The following is a 22,007-nucleotide window of genomic DNA, read 5'->3' as shown; positions in this document are numbered from 1 at the left end:
ACTCTCGAACTTGTAAGCGCGGCTTACAGGTTGGGCATGGCGGCCCCTCTTGCCGACGAGCGCCACGAGGGCGGCCAATTGGCGCGTGTCGCGCCGAGGACGCGGGCTCGGGCAGAGCAACCAGGGCTCCGGGCTCGAGATGGAGGCTGGAGGGCAGCTCGAGCTGCACGGGACCAGCAGCGTCCGACGAGAAGTCGGACACCAGGCTAATGTCGAGCGCCCATGCCTTCGGCTCGCTCATGACGCGCACGCCTTCGTGGCGAAGGCACCGGGCCAGCCGCCGTGCTTTGCAATCACAGCGTCAACGTCATTCATGAGCTTCTGCAGCACCGTGAGGGTGTCGAGCACGAGCTGGAAGTGCTCAATATCGTGCTTGGAAAGAGACCTACCCTTCCGGTCCTTCAACCACTTCTCGCACACCTGGTATCCGCCAACCCGGGCGTCCCATGCCTCGCGAGTTACGCCCTTGAACCCCGCCGTCTTATCCTTGTCGAACCAGAGCGTTCGAGTGCGCTCGTCATAGGACGCCTTCGAGACCTCCGACTTCGTGCTTCCCACAAAGGTGATCCGGCTGGCCTGCGGCTGCGTGGACTCCAGGAGATGCAGGGAGGCGATCTCCGCTCCGAGTTTGGCGAGCGCGGAGAACAACGGTTTCCTCGGCGTCAGCGGGACACGCGGAAAGTCCTGCTTCAGGAGTTCCGCGTAGCGGCTTCGGAACGTCGGGCTGTGAAACAGGCCCACGAGATAGTTGAAGACGTCATCGGGGCTCGGCTCAGCGCCAAGCGCTGCCTTCAAGGCGGCGAGAGCCTTCGGCGTGATGTTCGAGCGACGTTGAGGATTGCCCCCGGAAAGAAGATCGGCCTCAGTGACGTAAAGCGGCGCGAAGTAATCTTGTCCCTTGTTGCCGAGGTAGAACGTCCCGTGGCAGATCGGGATGCGCGAGACGCCAAAAGTAGAGACGCTGTCTCCCACGACCTGCCGGTTGAAGATCAGGCCGACATTCTCTGCTCCGATGATGTGTTGCATCACCTCCCGACGCGGGTAGGCGAGGAATCCCTTCGTCCGGCCGGTCCAGTAGGTGAACCGCACGTCGAACGGACGGTACAGAATGGGCGTCAAGTGACTCTGGCGCGGCCCAGAGTCAGCGATGTCTTTCTTGGCCAGGGTCACCGTCCAGTCGCGACCGTCCTCGCCGAGATCAAAGTCAGCGCGCGCGTGCTTCGCGTCCGCCTCATGAAAGCGACGCACGACGTCCCACATCTCGCTGCGGGTGAATTGGATGCAAAGCCCGTCTCGCTTGGTCTGAATTCCAGACGAGTACAGAGCGAAAACCTCGTTCAGCGCAGGCCACGCGCGGTACTCCGACTCAACAGACTCGGTTGCGGCATCGCGGAACGGGACCCAGCGGAAGTACGGCTCGGTCGGCACATGCGGCGACAGGAGTGCGTCAACCTTCGCGGGCTCCGAGAGGAGCGCGTACTTCTCCTGCCTCGAGCCGACGATCGACGCGAAGCGGTGGCCTTGGGTGCGACCGCCGTGGCAGGCGACCGTGACGCAGACGCCCTGGATGATGTCGAAGACGTTCTCGTCGACGATGTTGCCTTTGACGTCACCGTTGAGGTCCACCACCACGCGCGCCGGGTACGTTGCCTGAAGGCTCTCCCTCATGCGGCGCTTGGCGATTCCGTCGAGGAAGTCGCGGTTGACGATGTAGCCCCAGATGAAGCACGGCACGCGCTCAGCAAGGAGCTGCGCGAACCGAACGAACTTCCACTCCTCGCGATTGAGGTCGATCTTCGTCTCGTTGAGCCCCTCCTTCCAGAGCTCGAGCTCGCGCACGAGCCAAGGAGGATCGGACACCGAGGACGAGTACGGCGGGTTCCCCATGAGCACCGTGAACCGCATGTTCCGCTTGATGCTGTCGACCTCGCGTGCCTGCTCCGCGAGGGTCACGAACAGACCGGCGAGCTTCGGGTTGGCGGACGCCGAGGGCTCGTCGAGCGTGTTGGTCAGGTGGACGTGGAGGCGATCGGAGCTGCCGAAGTGGTAGCCCGTCTCGCCCAGCTTGAAGGACAGCTTCAGATGGCAGATAGCGTACGACGCCATCATCAGCTCGAAGCCGTAGAGGCGCGGCAGAAGGTGCTTCGGGACGTACTCATTCCAGCGAGTGACGACCTTCTCGTCGGCCCACGAATCGACCTTCAGTTCGCGGCACCAGCGGTCCTTCATCGTTTGCTCGATGACGCCGATGCACTCGTAGATGAACGTGCCCGTGCCGGTTGCCGGGTCGAGGACACGGACGAACGAGTCGGTGGGCTTGGTGCCCTCGGGGAGCTTGAGTCCGTCGATGCGCTTCGCGACGTCGCCCCACGTGTCGGTGGATGCGAGGCCGTCTTCTAGTCCGAACTCCTTCTGAAGCATCTCGTGGACGGTTCGCACGATGTACGCGACCACCGGGCGAGGCGTGAAGAAGACGCCGCGTTGGATCTTCTGCTTACTGTCGTACGCCGCGAGGAACGGCTCGTAGAAGTGGATGACGGGGTCGGTGGCCGCGTCCGAACCCTTGTCGCCCGCGCCGAAGACGTAGGTGACGTCGATACGGTCAAGGAGATCGGCGACGTCATCGACGAGCCAGAGCAGCCGTCCGCGCTGGTCGTCGAGCTTCACGGAGAGTGCCGACTTGAAGAGGTCGTTGAGGAAGGGGCTCGCGGCCGGGAGGTACTTGAGAGCGCTCTGCCGCGTGAAGCGTTCGCCCGTCGTCGCGAGCTGATCATTGCCGAGCCAGCGCGCGGTCAAGAGGCCGTAGGTGATGGTCTGCGCGAAGGCGTCCGCGAACTCGTCCTCCTTCTGGTCATGCACGAGAGCGACCTTGAAGGCGTCGTACAGGTTGCGGAGCGGCCCCTTCTCGGGCTCGTCCTCGAGCTGCTTGATCACGAGGCGCCGCAAGTAACGCGCGCGGTACGCGAGCTCTTGCGCGAGTTCCGCCGGGTTGCGCACCTTCGCCTTGCTGACGACGAAGAAGCGAGAGAGCAGGTTCACGACGTCGGCGGCGTCCTTGTGGCTCTGGCCCTTGCGCAGCTTCCCGGTGAGCTGCTCGCGCCCCTGCCACAGCTCGATGCTGGCCTGGTTCGTGTCGGGGTAGACGACGAGCACGTTGTGGAAGCGATTGTGCTTCTCGAGGTGCTGCCGCAGCTTTTCCGCGTCGGCCTTCGTCTTGAGCGGGTAGACGATGTAGCCGAGCAGACGGCTGTGGTCGTCACGGAGCGTGACGCCGCTGAACGGGTTGGTGCCGCCGTACTTGTTCTCGCGCTCCTCGGAGTCGATGCCGATGTCGTGCTCTCCCGGCAGCGGGAATGCGCGCAAGCGCCGCTCGGCGTCGGCCTTCTTCCGAAGGCCGAATCCACGCGCGATGGTGTCGAGCAGGTCGAGGATCGACTCCTGCACGTCTTTCTCCGCGACGTTCTTCTTCGTGCAGACCTCAAGCAGCTTCTCAGCCTGCTTGCGCTCGTCGGTCGTCGTGAACGCCTCCTGCCACGAGGCCTCGCCGAGCTTCTTGAACTGCCTCTCGTAGATGAGGCCCAAGCGTTCGCGTGCGTCGGCACGGTCCCACGTGCGTGCGTGCTCGGTCAGGAAGAACGTCTCGAGACCTGCGGTCTTGGCGTTGAACGTGCCGAAGCACGCGAGGCGACCGGCGTGCCCCTCGCGCTCGTCGATGATCGACACCACGCACAGGGTCTCGTGCTTCTGGCCCTTCAAGGCCGAGGCGTCGAGCCCTTCGGCACCACGCTGAAAGCCCTCCAGCGCCTCTGCGACCAGACGAGCAACGGCGTCTTCTGCGATGTCGAGGTGGGCGAGCTGGCGCGACTTGAACGCCGGGATGGCCAGCAGCTCGCGGTGCGTCAGGTTCGCTTCGATCAGCAGCGTGTGGTGCGGCCGCGACGGCGTCTTTGGCCAGTAGCGCACCTCGTCGGGGATGTAGCGCGCGACGGCATCCGTGCTCCGAATCACCGTCGAGCGCGGGATGCCCTGACCATCGCTGAACCCTGCCTGGAGCAGCGGCGTCACGAATCGCGTGTCTTCGGTCGCTTCCGAGTCCGGCGCGTCGTCGGCGAAGTCGAAGCCCTCGATGTGGCCCGTGTCCTTCTTCGTCGCGCGCGCTTTCGTGCGAGGGGCTTCGCCAAGAATGTGGCGGATGAAGTCGTCCTTGGTCAGCATGATTCCTCGCTCGGTCTCACGGTGGCAGGCGCTGCGTCGACGTGGCGCACCTGAAGGATTCGGAATCCTCGGATCTGAATGGCGCGGCGGTCCTCTTCGCTGAAGACGCCCGCTGCAACGGCCGACGCGCCTTGCTGGAAGGGGCGGCCTACCTCGCGTCCAAGCTCTTCGAGGACGATCTCACCGTCGACGACACGGCGCGAGGCGGTCAGGAGATCTTCGGCAGCCACGGGGCGCGAGGCATCTTCAGAGAAGCCGAGGCCCTTGCGCGTTGCTGCGGGGTGCGTGTTGCTGTCGAGGACGAGCCAGAAGTTCTTGCTCCACTCCACGGGCTTCTCTGCCGTCCACAGCCAGTGCGGAACGTCGCCGACGAGGCGCGGTTGGAGCTGTCGCGTGTACTCCTTGGCGTCGCCTCCCTTACGCCCCAGGTTCGCCCACGCGATGATGCAGTCGTCCGGGCGACCACCAACCTCGCGAAGCCAGCCATTCCAGGCGGCGAGCCACTCAGCTTCGATGCCGCGCTCGGACAGCAGGCGGCGCAGGCGTTGCTGGTAGCCCGCGATCTGCTCGATGGCGCGGTCGCCTTGCCAGGCGTTGAGCGCCGAGATGCCCTGGTAGCGGTACTCGGCCATCCAGTCGGCCTCGGCGCCGGTGCCCTGTTCGAGCCCGAGAGTGAAGTCGATGGCAAGCGTCTTATTGGCGATGCGCTCGCGGAGCTGCAGCTCGGCCTCGAGCTCGTCGGGCAAGAGCAGGTTCACCGTAACGGGCGCGGCACCAGTGTGCGCGTGCCACCAGTAGCGCGGCGGCTCGACGCCGAGGTCACGCGCGAGGGCTTCGAGGTCGGGGAAGCTCGTGGCCTCCTCGATGGCGGGGTTCAAGCGGCGATCGATGCGGCCCGCGCGCTGGATCATGCGCACCGGGTTCCAGTGCACATCGAAGTTGATGAGCAGCGCCGCGTCCTGGAGGTTCACGCCTTCGGCGAGCACGTCAGTGGCGAAGAGGACGTCGATGGGCTGCTTTAGCGCCTGCGTCCATCCGTTGCTCCACAGCGCGTCGAGCTGCTGCTGTTCGATCGTCGATGCGCCGGGCAGGCGCGGGCGTGATGGACCGAGCCGGTAGAAGGGCGCGAAGGCGTGGATGACAGCGTCTCGCTCCTCGGTCTCGCCGCTGACGACCGCAATGCGCCCGATGAGGTCCAGCACTTCGTCCTTCGACACGATGTGGCCCGCGCCGGCAGACAGCTCCCGCAGCACCGTCTTCCACTCGTTGCGTTCAAGCACGGGTGCGGCTCGCAGCACCGAGTCCAAGTATGCGAGCGTATCGGTGAACTGCGAGAAGACGATGACCTTCTGTCCGTCCTTACGCGCGCGCAACAAGCGGGACACGAGGCGCTGCAGCTTGGCGTCGGTCACGATGCGCATCGCCCACGCCGCCGACGTCGGCCAGTCGACCTGCTGACCACCGTTGATGAAGCGATGGGGCCAATCGGACTGCGCGAAGCGGCCGAAGACGATGTCAGCGAGGCTGGGCGCGGTGCTGAGGAGTGTCGCGAGATCGCGCGCGAGGTTCTCGCGAAGGCTCCAGAGACGATCAAGCTGCTCGCGGCGCTCCGTCGTCTTCTCGTCTTCGCCAAACAGGTCGAGCTGAGGCGGCAGCGGATCGTCGGTGTCGGCCGCAGCCTTCGCGCTCATGTGCGCGTTGCTCCACCGTTCGAGGAGATCGCCATCGCGCGCCTTCGCCGTGCCACCTGTGAGCAGCGCGTCGATGCGCTCACGATCCACGGGCGAGACCTGTGCGATGAGGCTGGCGAGCTCGGCGGCGAGCGCGCTCTCGCGCTTCTTGTCTCCGACCTCACGACACAGCGCCGCGAGCTGCTTGAGGCGATGCGCATGCAACGCGAGCAGCCGGAGCAGCGTGATGAGGAACGCGACCGGCGACGACTCGAGGCGCTTGAGCACCAGCACGCGCTGCAGGCCGACGACCGACGATACCTCGCCCGCGTCGCTGATGCCGTCGCGAACGTCGGCCCACATGTAGACCTTGAGCGAAAGCGGTGGCACCTCCTTCGGTGCCGCTTCGTCCTCGGTCTCGAAGAGCGGAAGGAAGCGCGCGAGCACGTCGCGGGTGTCGTCGTAGACGTCCTCGTAAACGAGCTTCTCGGGCGTGGCAGCATCGGGCCGAAACAGGAGCCGCGCATTCGAGCCTTGCTCACGCTCGATCTGCTTGCAGAGCGCGCGCGAGCGCTGGACCACGATGCGGTCGAGCAGCTCGCCTGCGATGCGAGCCGGAGCCTCGGTGGGTGGATGTCCGCTCTGGATGGCGGCGCGCACGGCCGCCTGCTGCGCCATGAGGCGCTTCTCCTGCTCCTTGAGGTAGTCGCCAACGCGCGGCACCTGCACGCCGAACTGCACGTCGTCGCGGAAGTCGGGCGCGTAGGCGAACTTCGCAGAGGCGTCGCCGTGGATGAGCAACGCCGCGACGTCGGCAGCGCCCTTGCCCTTGGCGGCCTTCGCGACGCGCTCCTCGACGTCCTTGAAGACGCGCGCGCGGTACTTGTCGGGCGTGAGGTTGTCGTTGAAGAAGAGCGGCTTGCCGAACATCAGTGCCGCCTGCTGGCGCAGGTCTTCGAGGCTGTTGTTGACGGGCGTCGCGGTGAGCAGCAGCACCTTGCGGCGCGGCTCTTTGCGCGGCTGCAGGCGCAACAGGTCGCGCAGCACCGTCGTGCGGCGCGCGCCGACGGAGCGGAAGTTGTGGGCCTCGTCGACGACGACGAGATCCGACAGGAGCAGGTGCTCCATGTCGCTCATGCCCGAGCGGCCGCGCGTGAGGATGTCGCTGCTCGGCACGATGCGAGAGAGCTTCGAGTGCGAGAGCACGCGGATGGTGGCGAGAGGAACGCCGTGGGCGGCAAGCGGCGCGATGGCCTCGCGTTGCCAGGTGCTGACCACCGAGTTGGGCGAGAGCACCGTCACGCGGAACGGGTCGTCGGTCGCCGAGCGCCTCGCGTCCGCGAGCTGGTCGCGCCACTGGTTCGCGTAGTGAACGGCGACAGTGGTGGCGACGTAGGTCTTTCCGAGGCCGACGCCGTCGCACAGCATCGCGCCGCCGTACTCCTCGAGCTGCGCCACGAGCCGCTGCGCTGCCTGGCGCTGGTAAGCGGCGGCCTGGTAGCGCTCCGTTGCGGCGTGCAGCATGCGCGTCTGGCCGACCATGCGCCCAATGTGGTCGAGCAGGACGAGCCACGCCTTCTCGCGCGGGTTGCACTCTTCGAGCGACGAGACGCGACGCACGGGGCGGGCGAAGTGCGCGTCGACGTACGCGCGGGCTTCGCGGTCCCACTGCCGATGCGGCGTCGGCGAGAGCGAGGCCTGCGTGTCCCAATGGCCCCACGCATCGCCCGGGCGAACGTGGCCGAGCGTGAGGTGGGCGCAGAGGTGCAAGAGCATCTCGGCGACGAGCGAGGCGGGCTGCTCGAGGTCGACGGCGACGACGACGCGGTTGGCTTCGGGCACGAGTCGCGCGATGGCGCTCGCTTCTGGCTGCACGACGAAGCTGCCTTCGGGCGCGGCGGTGATGTCGAGGATCGTCCACGCGCACGGGATCTCGAACTGCGTCGCGAGGTGGGCGTGCAGCTCGGTCAGCACCTGGCGCGGGCTGCGAGTGAGCACGTCGTACTGCTCCCACCAGCCAGCCTCGGGCGTGCGCAGCTTCGGCGGCGGGGGCAGGCCGGTGACCCAGAGGGCGACCGCGCCCTCGGCTTGCGGGGCGGTGCTCCAGACGGCGTCGCGAAGCGCGCTGCGCACGGGCTGGGCGTCGTCGTGCGGCTTCGTCGTGTTCCAGGTGAGCGGATGCTCGCCAGCGAGCTCGGCGTCATGGAAACCGCCACACCGGACCGCAAGCCCGACGAGCGCGTGCACGGCGTCGATGGCGAGCCCCTCGGTAGTTGTCGGGAGCGCGAGCGCCGGGACCGGGGCTACGACGTCGGCGTCGGACTGGAGCCAGAGACGCGAAGTGACGGGGCCGTTTGTGAACGGAGCGCGAAGCGCGACGGCGCCGGGCTCGGAGGCCGGCAGCGCAAGCTCGATGTGCAGCGGGCGCTCGCCAAGCCGGAGGGCGAAGCGCAGCTTGTCGATGGCGCCACGCGAGAGCCGGTCGGCGATCTCCTCGGCGGTGAGGTCTTCGCGCGGCGCGCCTGTCGTCAGCGTCGCGGTGACCTTGGTGCTCCCGCCGAAAAGCAGGCTCGTGATCGCGCGCAGGTAGCGGGAGGCCTCAGCCGCAACGCCGAAACGCAGACGCACGTCGAACCGCTCGGCGCGCGCGATTTCACGCGGCGCGCTCGCCGGCTCGACTCGTCGATCGTCTCTGGTCTGGGCGCTCGGCATCATCGCTTGCCCTGGTCGCGTCCTCAGTCGTCTTCCTGGGCGCCTCCCGCCCGAACCCACTCGTCGACTTCGGAGAGCTTGAACTTCCAGAGCCGGCCGATGCGATGAGCCGGGAGCTTCCGCGCCTCGATCCACCGGTACACGGAGTCCTTCGCGACCCCGAGGCGCTTGGCGACGTCTTCAACCGAGGCCCAAGGCTCTGCCGTCGTCATCGCTGCGCTCCGGGTAGAGGAGGACCACTGTGCACCCGAGCACGGTACCCAGCTCTGGATTACCCAACAAGAGTCGGGCGGACGGGGCGGACCGGGACAAGCTCGCCTGGGTCACGCACGGGCCGAAGGGGGACATCGTGAGCCTCTACACGACGCTCCCCTGGGAGTCGCTCTGCGCGGAGGTGGCGAAGCTGAAGCTACAGTCAGGAGCAGCAAACGAAAAAGCCCCCGAGTCACTTGGACTCGGAGGCTCTTTCGGAGTGCCCAGGGCGGGATTCGAACCCGGCAAATCACGTTCCGTCCGGTGCAACCAAGTCGAATGCTGCCAGGAAAATCAGGCACTTACATACCCAGGTCGTCATCGAGTCGAGTCTCGTCGAAGAAGGATGTAGCGGTGTAGCTCCCGCTCACGACCCATCTCCGGGCCCCTCGCCCCCTGTCGTCCCCCCAACCGGCTCGATGACACGGCCCCTACCTACCCGCCCGCGCTCGTCCCCGGCGGCTGCGTGCTCGCCAGCCATCCCCCGCCGAGCGCTTTGTAGAGGTTGACGAGGTTGGACAGGCGGGAGAGCCGCGCGTCGATGAGCATCTGCTGGGCGTTGTAGAGGTCTCGCTGAGCCGACAACAGTGTGATGTAGCTGTCCACGCCCGCCCGGTAGCGCTGTTCGGACAAGCGGAAGCGCTGCTCCTCGGCCGCCACCCGCTCCGTCTGCTCCTTGAGCTGTTCCTCGAGGGAGGCGCGCGCAACGAGGGCATCCGCCACCTCGCGGAATGCCGTCTGGATGGTGGCCTCATAGCGGGCAATCTCGATGGACTTGGAGACCTCCGCCACCTCGAGGTTCGCCCGGAGCCGGCCGCCGGTGAAGATGGGCACGCGAATCTGGGGCACGAAGCTCCAGACGCCCGCACCGCCGGAGAAGAGCCCGACGAGCTCAGTGCTGGAGAGGCCACCGGACCCCGTCAGGGTGATGGACGGGAAGAACGCGGCACGCGCCGCCCCGATGTTCGCGTTGGCCGCCTTGAGCTGGTGCTCGGCCTGGAGAATGTCGGGCCTGCGCTTCAACAGGTCCGACGGCAGTCCCTCGGGCAGGTCCGCGAGGAGCTGCAGGGTGGACAGAGGCCGCGGCGCGGGAAGCTCGGCGGGCAGGGGGCGGCCAATGAGGAGCACCAGGGCGTTCTCCGCCTGCGCGTACTGGCGCTTGTAGAACTCCAGGGTGAAACGGCTGGCGTGGACCTGGGTCTCCGCCGTGCGCAGGTCCAGTTCAGAAGCCCGACCGAGCTCATAGCTGCGCCGGGTGATGTCGAAGGAAGCCTGCACCGTCTCGAGTGTCTGGCGGGCAAGGGCCAACTGTTCGTCGAGCGCGCGCTGGGTGAGGTAGGCCCGGGCGACCTCCGCCACGAGAGACAGGTGCGCGCTGCGCTGCGCCTCGCCCAGTGCGAGGTACTGCTCCAGTGCCTGGTTGTTGAGGCTGCGCACCCGGCCGAAGAAGTCGAGCTCGTAGGCCGTCACGCCCACGCCCACGCTGTAGGCGTTGAGGGTCATGGCCTCCCCCGTCGGGCTCTGGAAGGCGGGCAGCCTCTGGAGGGCGTCGCTGGCGGTGGCGTTGACCGTGGGGAAGAGATCCGCGCGCTGAATCTGGTACTGCGCGCGGGCGCGCTCCACGTTCAGCGCGGCGATGCGCAGGCTGCGGTTGTTCTCGAGGGCCAGGGAGATGAGCTCCCGCAGGCGCGCATCCCCGAAGACGTCCCGCCAGCCAATGTCTGCCGCGTGCACGCCCGTCTGCCCCTTGCCGCCCTCCCCTCCTGGAAACGCGGAGGCAACGGGTGCCTCGGGACGCTGGTACTTCGGCGCGAGCGTGCAGCTCACCAGTAGGGCCGCGCTCGCGGCGACCAGCAGAGAAAGCCTAACCATGGACCGAACCTCCGGCGGTGGCAGGCGCCTGGGGCGCCGCGGTGGGCACCCGCGAGAACCTGCGAAGAATGACGACGAAGAACACGGGGACGAGGAAGACGGCCAGCACCGTGCCGGAGACCATGCCGCCAATCACGCCGATGCCGATGGCATTCTGACTGCCCGAACCCGCTCCGCTTGCGAGCGCCAGCGGCAGCACTCCGAGGATGAACGCGAGCGATGTCATGATGATGGGGCGAAGGCGCATGCGCACCGCCTCCAGCGCCGCGTCCTTGAGACTTCGGCCCTGCTCGTACAGCTCCTTGGCGAACTCGATGATGAGAATCGCGTTCTTGGCGGACAGACCAATCGTGGTGAGCAGGCCCACCTGGAAGTACACGTCGTTGCTGAGCCCGCCCATCAGCGCCGCCACCAAGGCGCCAATGACACCAAGAGGCACCACCAGCATGACGGACACGGGGATGGACCAGCTCTCGTAGAGCGCCGCGAGGCAGAGGAACACGACGAGCAACGAGATGGCGTAGAGCGCCGGGGCCTGGGAGCCCGACAGCCGCTCCTCGTAGGACATGCCCGTCCACTCGTAGCCGATGCCCGGCGGGAGCTGCTGGACGAGCTCCTCCATGGCCTTCATCGCCTCGCCGGAGCTGTGGCCCGGCGCGGGCTCGCCGAGAATCTCCACGGAGGGCAGGCCGTTGAAGCGCTCGAGCTTCGGCGAGCCGTAGGTCCACTCGCCCGTGGCGAAGGCCGAGAACGGCACCATCTCCCCGAGCGCGTTGCGCACGTACCAGCGGTTGATGTCCTCCGGCTGCATCCGGTAGGGCGCATCCGCCTGCAGGAAGACCTTCTTCACGCGGCCGCGGTCGATGAAGTCGTTCACGTACGAGCCGCCCCACGCCGAGGACAGGGTGCCGTTGATGTCCGCCAGCGACAGGCGCAGCGCCGCCGCCTTCTCCTGGTCGATGTTGACGCGGTACTGGGGAGCGTCATCGAGGCCGTTGGGGCGAACCTTCGCCAGCGCCGGGTGCCGCGCGGCGAGCCCGAGGAGCTGATTGCGCGCCGCGATGAGCTTCTCGTGGCCGAGCCCGCCCCGATCCTGGAGCTGGAGGTCGAAGCCCGTCGCGTTGCCGAGCTCCGTGACGGCCGGGGGAATGAAGGCGAAGACCATGCCCTCCTTGATCTGGGAGAAGGCGCCCATCGCCCGGCCCGCCAGCGCCTTGGCCTTCAGCGCGGGCGACTCGCGCTTGCTCCAGTCCTTGAGCCTCACGAAGGCCATGCCGGTGTTCTGCCCGCGGCCGCCGAAGCTGAATCCGCCGATGGCCATCACCGACTCGACGGCGTCCTTCTCCTGGGTGAGGTAGTGGTCCGACACCTTCTGGAGGACCGCGGTGGTCTTCTCCAGCGTGGCATTGGGCGGCAGCTGGACCAGCGTGAAGACGGAGCCCTGGTCCTCGTCCGGAAGGAAGGCGCTGGGCATGCGGACGAGCAGCAGGCTCATGACGCCGACAATCGCCACGTAGACGGCCATGGAGCGGCCCGTGCGTCCCAGCAGCACGCCCACGAGCCCCTGGTACTTGTAGCTGCCGCGCTCGTAGGTGCGGTTGAACCAGCCGAAGAAGCCGCGCCGCTCGTGGCCATGGCCGGCGGCCACCGGCTTGAGAATCGTGGCACAGAGGGCCGGCGTGAGCGTCATCGCCACGAGGACCGAGAGCACCATGGAGGAGACGATGGTGATGGAGAACTGCCGGTAGATGACGCCCACCGAGCCGCCGAAGAAGGCCATGGGCACGAACACGGCCGACAGCACCGAGGTGACGCCGACGAGGGCGCCGGTAATCTGCCCCATGGACTTGCGGGTGGCCTCCTTCGGGGACAGGCCCTCCTCGCTCATGACGCGCTCGACGTTCTCCACGACCACGATGGCGTCGTCCACCAGCAGGCCGATGGCCAGCACCACGCCGAACATCGTCAGCGTGTTGATGCTGTAGCCGGCCGCCGCGAGCACGCCGAACGTGCCGAGCAGCACCACTGGCGCCGCGATGGTGGGAATCAGCGTGGCACGGAAGTTCTGCAGGAAGAGGTACATCACGAGGAACACGAGGATGATGGCCTCGATGAGCGTCTTGACGACCTCCTCGATGGACAGCCGCACGAAGGGCGTGGTGTCCATGGGGTACACCACCTGCATTCCGGCCGGGAAGAACCGCGCGAGCTCGTCGAGGCGGGCGCGCACCCCCGCGGCCACGTCCAGCGCGTTGGCGCCCGTGGCCAGCTTGATGGCCAGTGCCGTGGCGGGCTTGCCATTGTAGAAGCTGGTGGCCTCGAACGACTCACCCGTCAGCTCCACGCGCGCCACGTCGCGCAGCCGCACCTGCGAGCCGTCCGGGTTGACGCGCAGGAGGATGTCTCGGAACTGCTCCGGCGTCTGCAGGCGGCTCTGCGCCGTCACGGTGGCGTTGAGCTGCTGGCCCTCGATGGACGGGGCGCCGCCGAGCTGGCCTGCGGAGACCTGCGCGTTCTGCGCCTGGATGGCGACGCTCACGTCGGTGGGCGTGAGCTTGTAGCTCATGAGCTTGCCCGGATTGAGCCAGATGCGCATGGCGTACTGGCCGCCGAAGAGCTGCACCTCGCCCACGCCGGGTACGCGGCTGAGCTGGTCCTGCACGTTGGACGCCACGTAGTCGCCCAGGTCGTAGCGGTTCATGCTCCCGTCCGCGGAGATGAAGCCGACGATCATCAGGAAGTTGTTGACGGCCTTGTTGACGCGCAGGCCCTGCTTCTGCACCTCCTGCGGCAGCAGGGCCATGGCCGTCTGCAGCTTGTTCTGCACCTGCACCTGGGCGATGTCCGGGTTCGTGCCGGCGTCGAAGGTCAGGCTGATGGTCACGCTACCCGTCGAGTCGCTCGACGAGGCCATGTAGCGCAGATGATCGAGCCCGTTCATCTTCTGCTCGATGACCTGCGTGACGGTGTCCTCGAGCGTCTTGGCCGAGGCACCGGGGTAGAAGGCGCTGATGCTCACGATGGGCGGAGCAATGGCGGGGTACTGGGCGACGGGCAGGCCCAGAATCGCCAGCGCGCCCCCCAGCATGATGATGATGGCAATGACCCACGCGAAGATGGGTCGGTCAATGAAGAATCTGGCCACGGAAGTTCTCGCTGATGCGGTGAGCGGCTGGGCTCAGCGCGTGGATTGAGTGATGGGGGCACTCCCGGCGGCGGGCACGGCGCGCACCTCGCTGCCCGGCCGCACCTTCTGCAGGCCGTCGACGATGACGCGGTCCCCCGCCGCCAGCCCCTCGGTGACGAGCCACTTGTCCCCCACGCTCCGCTCCGCCACGAGCGTGCGCGGCTCGACCTTGTTCTCCGCGCCGACGACGAGCGCCATCGCCTGGCCCTTGGAGTCGCGCGTGACGGCCGCCTGGGGCACGAGCAGCGCGTCCGGGTCCACGCCCTCCTCCAACCGCGCGCGGATGAACATGCCCGGCAGCAGCCGCTGCTCGGGGTTGGGCACGAGCGCCCGCAGGGTGATGGAGCCCGTGGACGGATCCACCGTCACGTCGGAGAACTGCAGCGTGCCCGGCTCCGGGTACTCGGTGCCGTCCTCCAGGAGGAGCTTCACCTTCGCGCGCGTGGCGTCCGCACGCTGAAGCCGCCCGCTCTCCAGTTCCCGTCGGAGCCGCAGCACCTCGGCGCTCGACTCGGAGATGTCCATGTAGAGCGGGTCGAGCTGCTGCACGGTGGCCATGAGGGTGGCCTGGCCCTGCTGGACGTAGGCGCCCTCGGTCACCGTCGCGCGGCCGATGCGGCCCGACACGGGGGCAGTGACGCGGGTGTAGCCCAGGTTGATTTGCGCCGTCTGGACGGCGGCCTTCGCCGCAGCGACATCCGCGAGGGATACCTTGTGCGCCGCGGTGACGTTCTCGTACTCCTGCTTGCTGATGGCCCGCTCCGCCAGCAGCTCCGTGTAGCGCTCCGCCTGGAGGCGGTTCTGCTCCAGGTTCGCCTCGGCCCGCGCGAGCGTGGCCTTGGCGCTGTCGAGCGCCGCCTGGTAGGGCTGGGGATCGATCTGGAAGAGCACCTGTCCCTCCTTGACGTCGCTGCCCTCGGTGAAGAGCCGCTTGAGCACGATGCCGTTGACGCGGGCGCGCACCTCGGCCACCCGGTACGCGGAGGTCCGGCCCGGCAGCTCCTTGGCGAGCGCCACGGGCGCCGCGGCCAGCTGCACCACCCCCACCTCCACGGGACCCGAGGGACCCGGGCCAGCTGGAGCGCTCGGCTTGTCGCCACACGCGCCAAGAAGCAGGGCTCCGAGGGCGACCACGCCCAAGCCCCTGACGCGCGGGGTGGGAAAAGGCCAGCGGGCACATTCCTGCTCGGCAGCTCTCATCAGGACGGATTCTGTCTTCACCATCTCTCCCTCGGCCTCGGTCGGAGGGCCCCGTTGGGGGGGCATCCACGAGGCAATCCGAACAGAACTAAACCGTTCAGTTCAACGTTGCGGAGCAATACGGCCGGGGGTATTTCATGTCAAGACTAAACCGTTCAGTACACCCCACGGAAAGGGGTGACAGGCGGGACAGGGCGAGCGAGAAAGGCGGGACATGAGGAAGACACCAGCGGAGCTCTCGCCAACCAAGCGTGCACAGATTCTCAGTGGCGCGTCCGCGGTCTTCAGTGACCTGGGGTACGAGCGGGCGAGCGTCGATGCGATTGCCGCCCGCGCCGGGGTCTCCAAGGCGACGATCTACAACCACTTCGAGGACAAGAAAGCGCTGTTCGTCGCATGCCTCTCCGAGGAGACGCGCGCGGTGGAGGAGCGTCTGCGCGAGGTGCTGGACACGCCGTCGGGCGATCTGGAGCGTGACCTCCAGCTGATTGGGGAGGCATTGATGCGCCTGCTCCTCTCACCTGCCATCCTCAAGCGGTACCGCATCTTCGCGGCACAAGTGGACCGCTTTCCGGAGCTCGGGGTGGCGCTGTTCGAGCAGGGTACGAGTGCCACGCAACTGCGGATGACCCTCTACCTGGAGCGAGCCAGCGCGGCGGGGGCCTTGAGATTGGAGGACCCCGCCCAGGCCGCCCTGGACTTCCTGGCCCTCTGCCATGGCGACATCCCCATCCGGGCACAGCTCGGAGTCCTCAAGAGCCTCACGGACGAGCAGATTCGAGCCAGGGTCGCTCACGCGGTGCGTGTCTTCCTCTGTAGCTACCGCCCGTGAGGGGCGAGGGCGGACGGAGTTTCAGTCGTGGGAAGAGGGCGCGGCGAAGCGCACCTGCATAGCTCGCGCGAAAGTCGCGCCCCCCTGCGAGCCTCGGCTGATGATGTCGAAGCCGTGGTAGGCCCCGAACACCACGACGATCTACAGTCCAGAGCGGCAAATAAAAAAGCCCCCGAGTCACTTGGACTCGGAGGCTTCTTTCGGAGTGCCCAGGGCGGGATTCGAACCCGGTACGGGGGGATGGAAAACCTCAGGCAGGACGCGCCTTTACCCGCCATCCCCTTGATTTTACTCGGTTTCGCCGTCCCGCCCTGTCCCCCCCTGTGCCACCTCGTCCCCCCTGAATCCGCGCTGGAGGGGCACATTGGGGGCACATGGCAGCGGCCCTTGTGCCACAGGGGCTTTCGCGTCCCGCCCTGATGGATGCGGCCCTTTACGGTTCGTCCCTTATGAGTCCGGGGAAGAGCGTCGGCTGCTCTCGGATGGCCCGGAGGGCCTGCCGGAAAGCGTCCCACACCTCGTTGTCAGGCCGTCCGAAGTCGACCACGCCCATCACCCGTCCCTTGGGGTCCTTCGCTTTTGCCGGGTTGCGCTGGAGGACCGCCCGATGTTGGAGCGAGAAGCGGCTGAGGTCGACCTTGGGACGCTTGGTGTGCGCGATGTACAGCCGACGGTGTGTGTCTCGCAGGTGCGCCGGGTCCATGCACCGCGACCACGACCCCTGGTGCTCGATGACAAGACCGGCCTCCTGAACGGCTCGAAGCAGTTCCTCTCGCGTGATCGGCATGCATCCTCCTCGGGGCCCGCTCAGCCCGCACAAGTTCGAGAAGTACAACGGGAGCTCGCTGGTGGCGAGCCCGCCGGTGGCAGCGATGGGGCGGAGCCGAAGAAGGAGCGGACGCCAGCCCCCTACCCTCTCCATCTTCCGAAATCCGAGGGCGCCGATGGGTATCAGCTCCTGAGCCTGGGAATTCATCCCGGCCACACCAGGAGTCCCTCATGGTCTTCCTCCCCATCATCGCCAACAACCTGGGCAAGATCGCTGCCGCGGCTGCAACCACCTTGGGCATCGTGGGTTACGTCAACCGTGACCGGATCGGCCGCTGGCTCTCGGACGAAGAGCCCGACCCCAAGGAGCGGAAGCAGGGGCACCTCCAGGATGCAGCGGGCGTGCTCGAGACGGCCGAGTCGATCAAGAACCTCCACGGCCAGCTGGCCCCGGACGAGCTGGACAGGAAGCACACGGAGCTCTTGGAGAAGCTCACCGCAATGAACACCAAGACGATGAGCGACTTCAGGGTGCTCATCAACGAGGCGCAGTCGGAGGTCATCACCTCCATGGCCGAGCTCGAGGGCCAGCTCGACGCCCAGCGCAGCGAGACGCGGGCGCTCGGCGAGGAGCTGCGCGAGGCCGTGGCGGACCTATCGCGCCGCCAGGACGCGGTGGAGCAATTTCTCCACGGGAAGGACCGGGGAGAGGTCTTCGCCGTGCCCGGGCGCCAGCGCACCGCCGCCGAGACTCCGCGCCGGCAGGAGGAGACCGGCAAGAAGTCCACCCCCAGCAACAGGCGCAAGGGCAACGGGAGCACCGCGCCCGAGACACGCGCGCCTTGACGCACTCCCCGTTCGCTCGCAGCTGCATGCCGTGGTGGCCCACGAGTCCCCCGGCATTTTTTGGCCTCCGCAGCCCTTGCAGCTGCGGTGCCGCGCAGCATCACCAGCCCAGAGCTACATCACGCACCGCACCGCCGAGCACGAAACAGGTGCGCCGCGCCGCTCTCCGTGAACCGGCACACCAGTTCGTCGCGGCCCTTCTTCCCGTGCGCCACGGGGGTCTGCTGCTCCGCCGACAACAGCGCCTTGACAGTGACGAGCTGCACCTCTCCGATAGCATGGTGAGGTGCCGCAATGACGGGCGCGACTCCACGCCTCGCCCTACAAGATGGCCCATTACAGTGTGTCGCGGTTGAAGCTAGCCACGGGGTGCCATATCAGGCCGTCTCGACCGTAGAAGAACAGGATGAGACAGAAGGGACTGCCCGGCGGTTCATCTGGATGGGGCGTCCAAGCCAATCGGAGGCCATCCAGAACCTTTGGGCCCAGGTCCGGAGAGTAGCCTCGGCACTCCGCTGCGAGCGCGTCCGTCGGGTCGAGTCGCCGGAGATCCCGCCACTCACCGGCTTGACTGGAGAGGAGTGTCCTCAGCACGTCCTGGTGGCGCTTCATGCTGACGATGTCACCAGAGATGAGTTCCAGCAACACCTCCAAACTCATGGGCTCCACATCACCTCCCGAAGAGGGACTTGAACGCATTGAACTCGTCCTCGGTGACCAGCCGTAGAATACCACTCTGGATTCTATTCCTGTGCGCAGCCGCGCTGCGTCCATCTACAGTCGTAACGAGCGTACCGTTTTGCTCGAAGATGTGCTCTCGGCCGTTGGGACCCCGAACGACGAATCTGCCGTCCTCCGACTGAATGAAGACGTCGGCAGGTCGTGCGTTCCTCGCGTCGTTGAACGCTGTCCCGACAGGCCGGCCCTCCATCTGTCGCTGCCGGGCATGCTCGGACTTCGATGGCCCGTTCACCGTCATGGCCACGACATTGGCGGGCAGGACGACACTGAAGGTGCCCTCGGCCACGGCGACCTTCACCTTGTCCGCTTCCTGCGCGGCCGTCAGCACGTTTCGGATGCCGGCATGGGACTCGAGCGCACCGGCGGCTTTCGCGAAGCCCGGCAGCTTCGGGGCCTTGGACACGAGCGCCGCCGTCTCCCCCACCGCCGCCGTGCCCAGCAGGAGGAGAATCCGCACGCTGTTGGGCCCGATGACCTTGCCGAAGCGGTCTCCCGCCTCGCGCAGCTCCGCGAACGTGCTGGCCTCCGCCGCCTCCTCCCAGAGCTTGAAGTAGGCCCGCACCAGGTCGAAGAGCTCCCAGCCCAAGTAGCCCCACATGAGCAGGGCCAACGCGGCGGCCACGCCTTTAGAAACGGGCTCGGGTGCCGAAACCAAGGCGAGGTATCCAATGATGGTGAGGCTCAGCGACATCCAGAGCTGCGTCGTGGAGAACATGGAGCGCAGTTCCGCGTCCCGGGCCTCCAGCGCCGCATTCACGGAGAGCGCCAGGGCGATGTCGCGCTTGTCCTCGCCGTCCAGTCCCGGCCCGTTATTGAACAACTCGAGGCAGTCGCCCGGCGTGCCTTGCCGCTCGCAGAAGCTCCCGTAGGACCGCGCCAAGGGCGTGCGCCACTCCTCGCCCGTGAGCGAGAAGGAGGCCAGCGCCAGCTTCCGGTGGAGGTAGAGCGGGAAACGGGAGCCGGCCACCCGCAGCGGCATGTTCAGCACCAGGGTGGTGAGGGCTTCGTTGAGCTCGAAGTCGCTCACCTGCACGGCCCCGAATCGGGTGGGCAGGGAGAGGCGAACCAGCCCGTCCGCGACCTCGCCCTCCTCCTCCTCGACCTCCGTTTCAGCCGTGGAAGGCCGGGCATCCTCATGGAAACGGTGTGTCGGTGGCCGGTAGGACGACCCCACCAGCAAGCCGCCCCGAGGAACGCCCGTGGCGCATGCTGCATGGAGGAAGAGGACAATGAGGGCCCAAGCACCCAACCAGGAGCGCTGCCACGTGCCTGCCGGGCGCGAACCAACAAGACGGGTGGACACGCCGCACCTCCGATTAAGGTGACTGGCCCCAGGATTACAGGAGGGTCCGACAGGCACGTCAATCCATCAGGTGGGTGAAGGTATTGACGACGTGGAGGATAGGCCCCGCGCCATAACATGAGTCGAGCGAGATGGGCGTCGACAGCCCCACCACCACTCACGGCTGTGTGCCGGGATTCACCACTGCCGGGAGTCGCTCGTCGCGCTCCCCTCCTCTTTCCGGTAGACGAACACCATGGACGAAAAGCTGCGACACGCGCTGGGGGGACGCGGCCCGAGCTGCTCGCCTGCGGCTGGGCCTCACGCAGGCGGAAGTAGCCAAGAAGGTTCGCCTGAAGTCCGGGGTCTATGGCCGGGTCGAGCGCGGGATGATGGTCCCCAGCGTGCCGACACTTCGGCGGATCTGCGAGACCCTGGGCATCTCCTCAGACGTGCTCCTGTCCCTGGGTACTCGAGCCCACGAGATGACGACACCGGCCCCTCCGCCCGCGGCTGGCGAGCACCCGGTGCATATTCCGGCCATTGCGATCACTTGTTCCGGGCGAAGCCGATCACCGATTCCGGCTCAAGCCGAGCACCAGTTCCGGGCGAAGCCGATCATCGGAGCGGAGCGACGCTGGTGCCTCTCACTTCTCCGGCTTCGGCTCGGTCGTCAACTTTCCATCCCGCTTGCGGATGGACTCGCCCAGCAGCTTGATGCGGTGGGCGTTGTGGACCACCCGGTCGAGGATGGCGTCGGCGACGGTCGCATCACCGATGAGCGCGTGCCACTGCTTGGGGTCGAGCTGGGAGGTGATGACGGTGGAAGCAGTTCCACACCGGTCCTCCAAGACTTCGAGCAGGTCCTTTCGCTCGCTGGCCGTCAGTGGCTCCAGACCGAAGTCGTCGAGGATGAAGACATGCGCCTTGGACAAGCGCTGCAGCACCGTGCGCCAGGTGCCATCGGCGCGTGCCTGGGCCAGCTCGTCGTAGAGCCGGGAGGCCCTGCGGTACACCACCGTGTAGCCCTCGCGGCACGCCTTGTTGCCCAGCGCGCACGCCAGGTAGCTCTTGCCCATTCCCGTCGGCCCGGTGAGCAGGACGTTCTGGTGGGCGGCCACCCAGCGGCACGAGGCCAGCTCCACCACCTGGGCTCTCGTCAGCCCACGAGCGTGGGCGTAGTCGATGTCCTCCACGCACGCCGGTTGCCGCAGCTTCGCGTTCTTCAACCGCAGGGAGAGCTTGCGGTTCTCTCGCTGCATCCACTCGGCGTCCACCAGGAGCCCCACCAGCTCGGACGCACTGACGTCCTGAGTGGAAGGTGTTTCCAGCCACCTCTCCAGGTAGCTGGCCATCCCCAGCAGCTTCATCGCCTTGAGCTTCTCGGAAGGCGTCCCCGGTGAATACCCGCCGGGGCGCCGAGCAGTACGAGCGGGAGCTGCGTCAGGCCCTCCTCCACAGCACCTTCGGAAAGGAGAAGAAGGAGGTCCCCACCCTGGAGCAGTTCCAGGAGCGGTTCCTCGATCATGCACGGACGAACAACAAGGTCTCCACCGCGAAGACCAAGGCCGACATCCTGCGCAGGCACCTGGTCCCCGCGTTCGGTCGGTTGAAGCTGGACCAGATTGACACGGCCAAGCTTGAGGCATTCAAGGCCCAGAAGGTGAAGGAGGGGCTCTCCAAGAAGAGCGTCAACAACCTGTTGACCGTGCTGCGCAAGCTCCTGGCCCTCGCCCAGGAGTTCGGCGAGCTCGACGTGGTGCCCAAGGTGGATTGGCTCAAGGCGCCCAAGCCCGAGATCGACTTCCTCTCCTTCGAGGAGGCCGAGCAGTTGGAGTCGCTCGCGGAGCCCGGCCGGTGGAAGGCGATGATCTCCCTGGCCCTTAACACGGGCCTGCGCATCGGGGAGCTGGCGGCCCTGTCCTGGGACTGCGTGGACATGACGGCCGGTCGCCTCATCGTGAAGCGCAACGTCTTCCGAGGGCACCTGGGCACGCCGAAAGGTGGACGCGAGCGAGAGGTGCCGCTCAACGAGCGGGCGCTGAAGGCCCTACGGGACTACCCCCGGCGGATCGACTCGCCGTGGGTCTTCCCCCAGCGGGATGGCGGCTTCATCCGCAATCCCCAGCACACCTGCTCGGAGGCCATCCTCCGGAACGCGGAGCGGACGGGCCTGCGTCCCATCGGCTGGCATACGCTGCGCCACACCTTCGCCAGCCACCTCGTCATGCGCGGGGTGCCGCTCAAGGCCGTGCAGGAGCTGATGGGGCACGCCACCATCGAGATGACGATGCGCTATGCCCACCTCAGCCCGAACGTGAAGAAGGACGCGGTGCGGGCCCTGGACGTCGTGCGCCCGAGGGGCACATTGGGGGCACATGACCAGGAGGGCATCGCGTAGAAATGAAAAAGCCCCCAAGTCTCAAGGAC

Annotated in this window: 14 protein-coding genes and 1 pseudogene; 4 read left to right on the top strand and 11 right to left on the bottom strand. The window is 66.9% G+C overall.

Features of this window, described 5'->3' with window-relative positions; translation table 11 throughout:
- Positions 1–237 precede the first annotated feature (237 nt).
- From OV287_RS20380 to OV287_RS20355, 6 genes are all read right to left on the bottom strand, one after another.
- Complete coding sequence (locus OV287_RS20380) at positions 238–4,215, bottom strand: type ISP restriction/modification enzyme (protein ID WP_267535702.1); 3,978 nt, start codon at positions 4,213–4,215, stop codon at positions 238–240.
- Positions 4,209–8,600, bottom strand: coding sequence for a DEAD/DEAH box helicase (locus OV287_RS20375; RefSeq protein ID WP_267535701.1), 4,392 nt, complete (start codon positions 8,598–8,600; stop codon positions 4,209–4,211). Before OV287_RS20375 ends, OV287_RS20380 begins: the two co-directional genes overlap by 7 nt.
- 20 nt (positions 8,601–8,620) lie before the next feature.
- On the bottom strand, positions 8,621–8,809 hold the full coding sequence (locus tag OV287_RS20370) for a helix-turn-helix domain-containing protein (RefSeq protein ID WP_267535700.1): 189 nt from the start codon (positions 8,807–8,809) through the stop codon (positions 8,621–8,623).
- A gap of 475 nt (positions 8,810–9,284) precedes the next feature.
- A complete protein-coding gene (locus tag OV287_RS20365) occupies positions 9,285–10,721 on the bottom strand; it encodes an efflux transporter outer membrane subunit (protein WP_267535699.1) in 1,437 nt (478 codons plus the stop codon).
- The gene (locus OV287_RS20360) at positions 10,714–13,866 is read right to left on the bottom strand and encodes an efflux RND transporter permease subunit (RefSeq protein WP_267535698.1); all 3,153 of its coding nucleotides are present in this window, start codon (positions 13,864–13,866) and stop codon (positions 10,714–10,716) included. The genes OV287_RS20365 and OV287_RS20360 overlap by 8 nt, the downstream gene beginning before the upstream one ends.
- Before the next feature lie 33 nt (positions 13,867–13,899).
- Entirely contained in the window at positions 13,900–15,042 is a 1,143-nt protein-coding gene (locus OV287_RS20355) for an efflux RND transporter periplasmic adaptor subunit (RefSeq protein WP_308809644.1), read from the bottom strand.
- 280 nt (positions 15,043–15,322) lie between these two features.
- On the opposite strand from OV287_RS20355, the gene OV287_RS20350 reads away from it, so the two are divergent.
- Positions 15,323–15,940 carry a TetR/AcrR family transcriptional regulator gene (locus OV287_RS20350; protein WP_267535697.1) on the top strand — a complete coding sequence of 206 codons (618 nt, stop codon included), beginning with the start codon at positions 15,323–15,325 and terminating at the stop codon, positions 15,938–15,940.
- Between the two features lie 433 nt (positions 15,941–16,373).
- Here OV287_RS20350 and OV287_RS20345 read toward each other — a convergent pair whose 3' ends face one another.
- Positions 16,374–16,727: a hypothetical protein gene (locus OV287_RS20345; protein ID WP_267535696.1), complete on the bottom strand. Its 354-nt coding sequence runs from the start codon at positions 16,725–16,727 to the stop codon at positions 16,374–16,376.
- Between the two features lie 212 nt (positions 16,728–16,939).
- Between OV287_RS20345 and OV287_RS20340 the strand changes: the two genes are divergently transcribed.
- Complete coding sequence (locus OV287_RS20340) at positions 16,940–17,554, top strand: hypothetical protein (protein WP_267535695.1); 615 nt, start codon at positions 16,940–16,942, stop codon at positions 17,552–17,554.
- Positions 17,555–17,673: 119 nt separating this feature from the next.
- Here the strand turns inward: OV287_RS20340 and OV287_RS20335 are convergent, their stop codons facing one another.
- The 3 genes from OV287_RS20335 to sitA5 all read right to left on the bottom strand — a co-directional run bounded on the left by OV287_RS20335 (position 17,674) and on the right by sitA5 (position 19,598).
- The gene (locus tag OV287_RS20335; RefSeq protein WP_267535694.1) at positions 17,674–17,820 is read right to left on the bottom strand and encodes a hypothetical protein; all 147 of its coding nucleotides are present in this window, start codon (positions 17,818–17,820) and stop codon (positions 17,674–17,676) included.
- Between the two features lie 70 nt (positions 17,821–17,890).
- Positions 17,891–18,214 carry a hypothetical protein gene (locus OV287_RS20330; protein WP_267535693.1) on the bottom strand — a complete coding sequence of 108 codons (324 nt, stop codon included), beginning with the start codon at positions 18,212–18,214 and terminating at the stop codon, positions 17,891–17,893.
- A gap of 10 nt (positions 18,215–18,224) precedes the next feature.
- Entirely contained in the window at positions 18,225–19,598 is a 1,374-nt protein-coding gene (gene sitA5 / locus OV287_RS20325; RefSeq protein ID WP_267535692.1) for a SitA5 family polymorphic toxin, read from the bottom strand.
- 131 nt (positions 19,599–19,729) lie between these two features.
- On the opposite strand from sitA5, the pseudogene OV287_RS20320 reads away from it, so the two are divergent.
- A pseudogene (locus OV287_RS20320) lies at positions 19,730–20,023 on the top strand (helix-turn-helix domain-containing protein); the annotation flags it as partial.
- A gap of 201 nt (positions 20,024–20,224) precedes the next feature.
- Here OV287_RS20320 and istB read toward each other — a convergent pair.
- The gene (gene istB / locus OV287_RS20315; RefSeq protein ID WP_267535691.1) at positions 20,225–20,947 is read right to left on the bottom strand and encodes an IS21-like element helper ATPase IstB; all 723 of its coding nucleotides are present in this window, start codon (positions 20,945–20,947) and stop codon (positions 20,225–20,227) included.
- A gap of 29 nt (positions 20,948–20,976) precedes the next feature.
- Here istB and OV287_RS20310 point away from each other — a divergent pair, with 29 nt between their 5' ends.
- Entirely contained in the window at positions 20,977–21,978 is a 1,002-nt protein-coding gene (locus OV287_RS20310) for a tyrosine-type recombinase/integrase (RefSeq protein WP_267535690.1), read from the top strand.
- Positions 21,979–22,007: the final 29 nt, after the last annotated feature.

Source organism: Archangium lansingense (assembly GCF_026626635.1).
Classification (GTDB): Bacteria; Myxococcota; Myxococcia; order Myxococcales; family Myxococcaceae; genus Archangium; species Archangium lansingense.
This window is presented reverse-complemented; position numbering and strand designations above follow the sequence as displayed.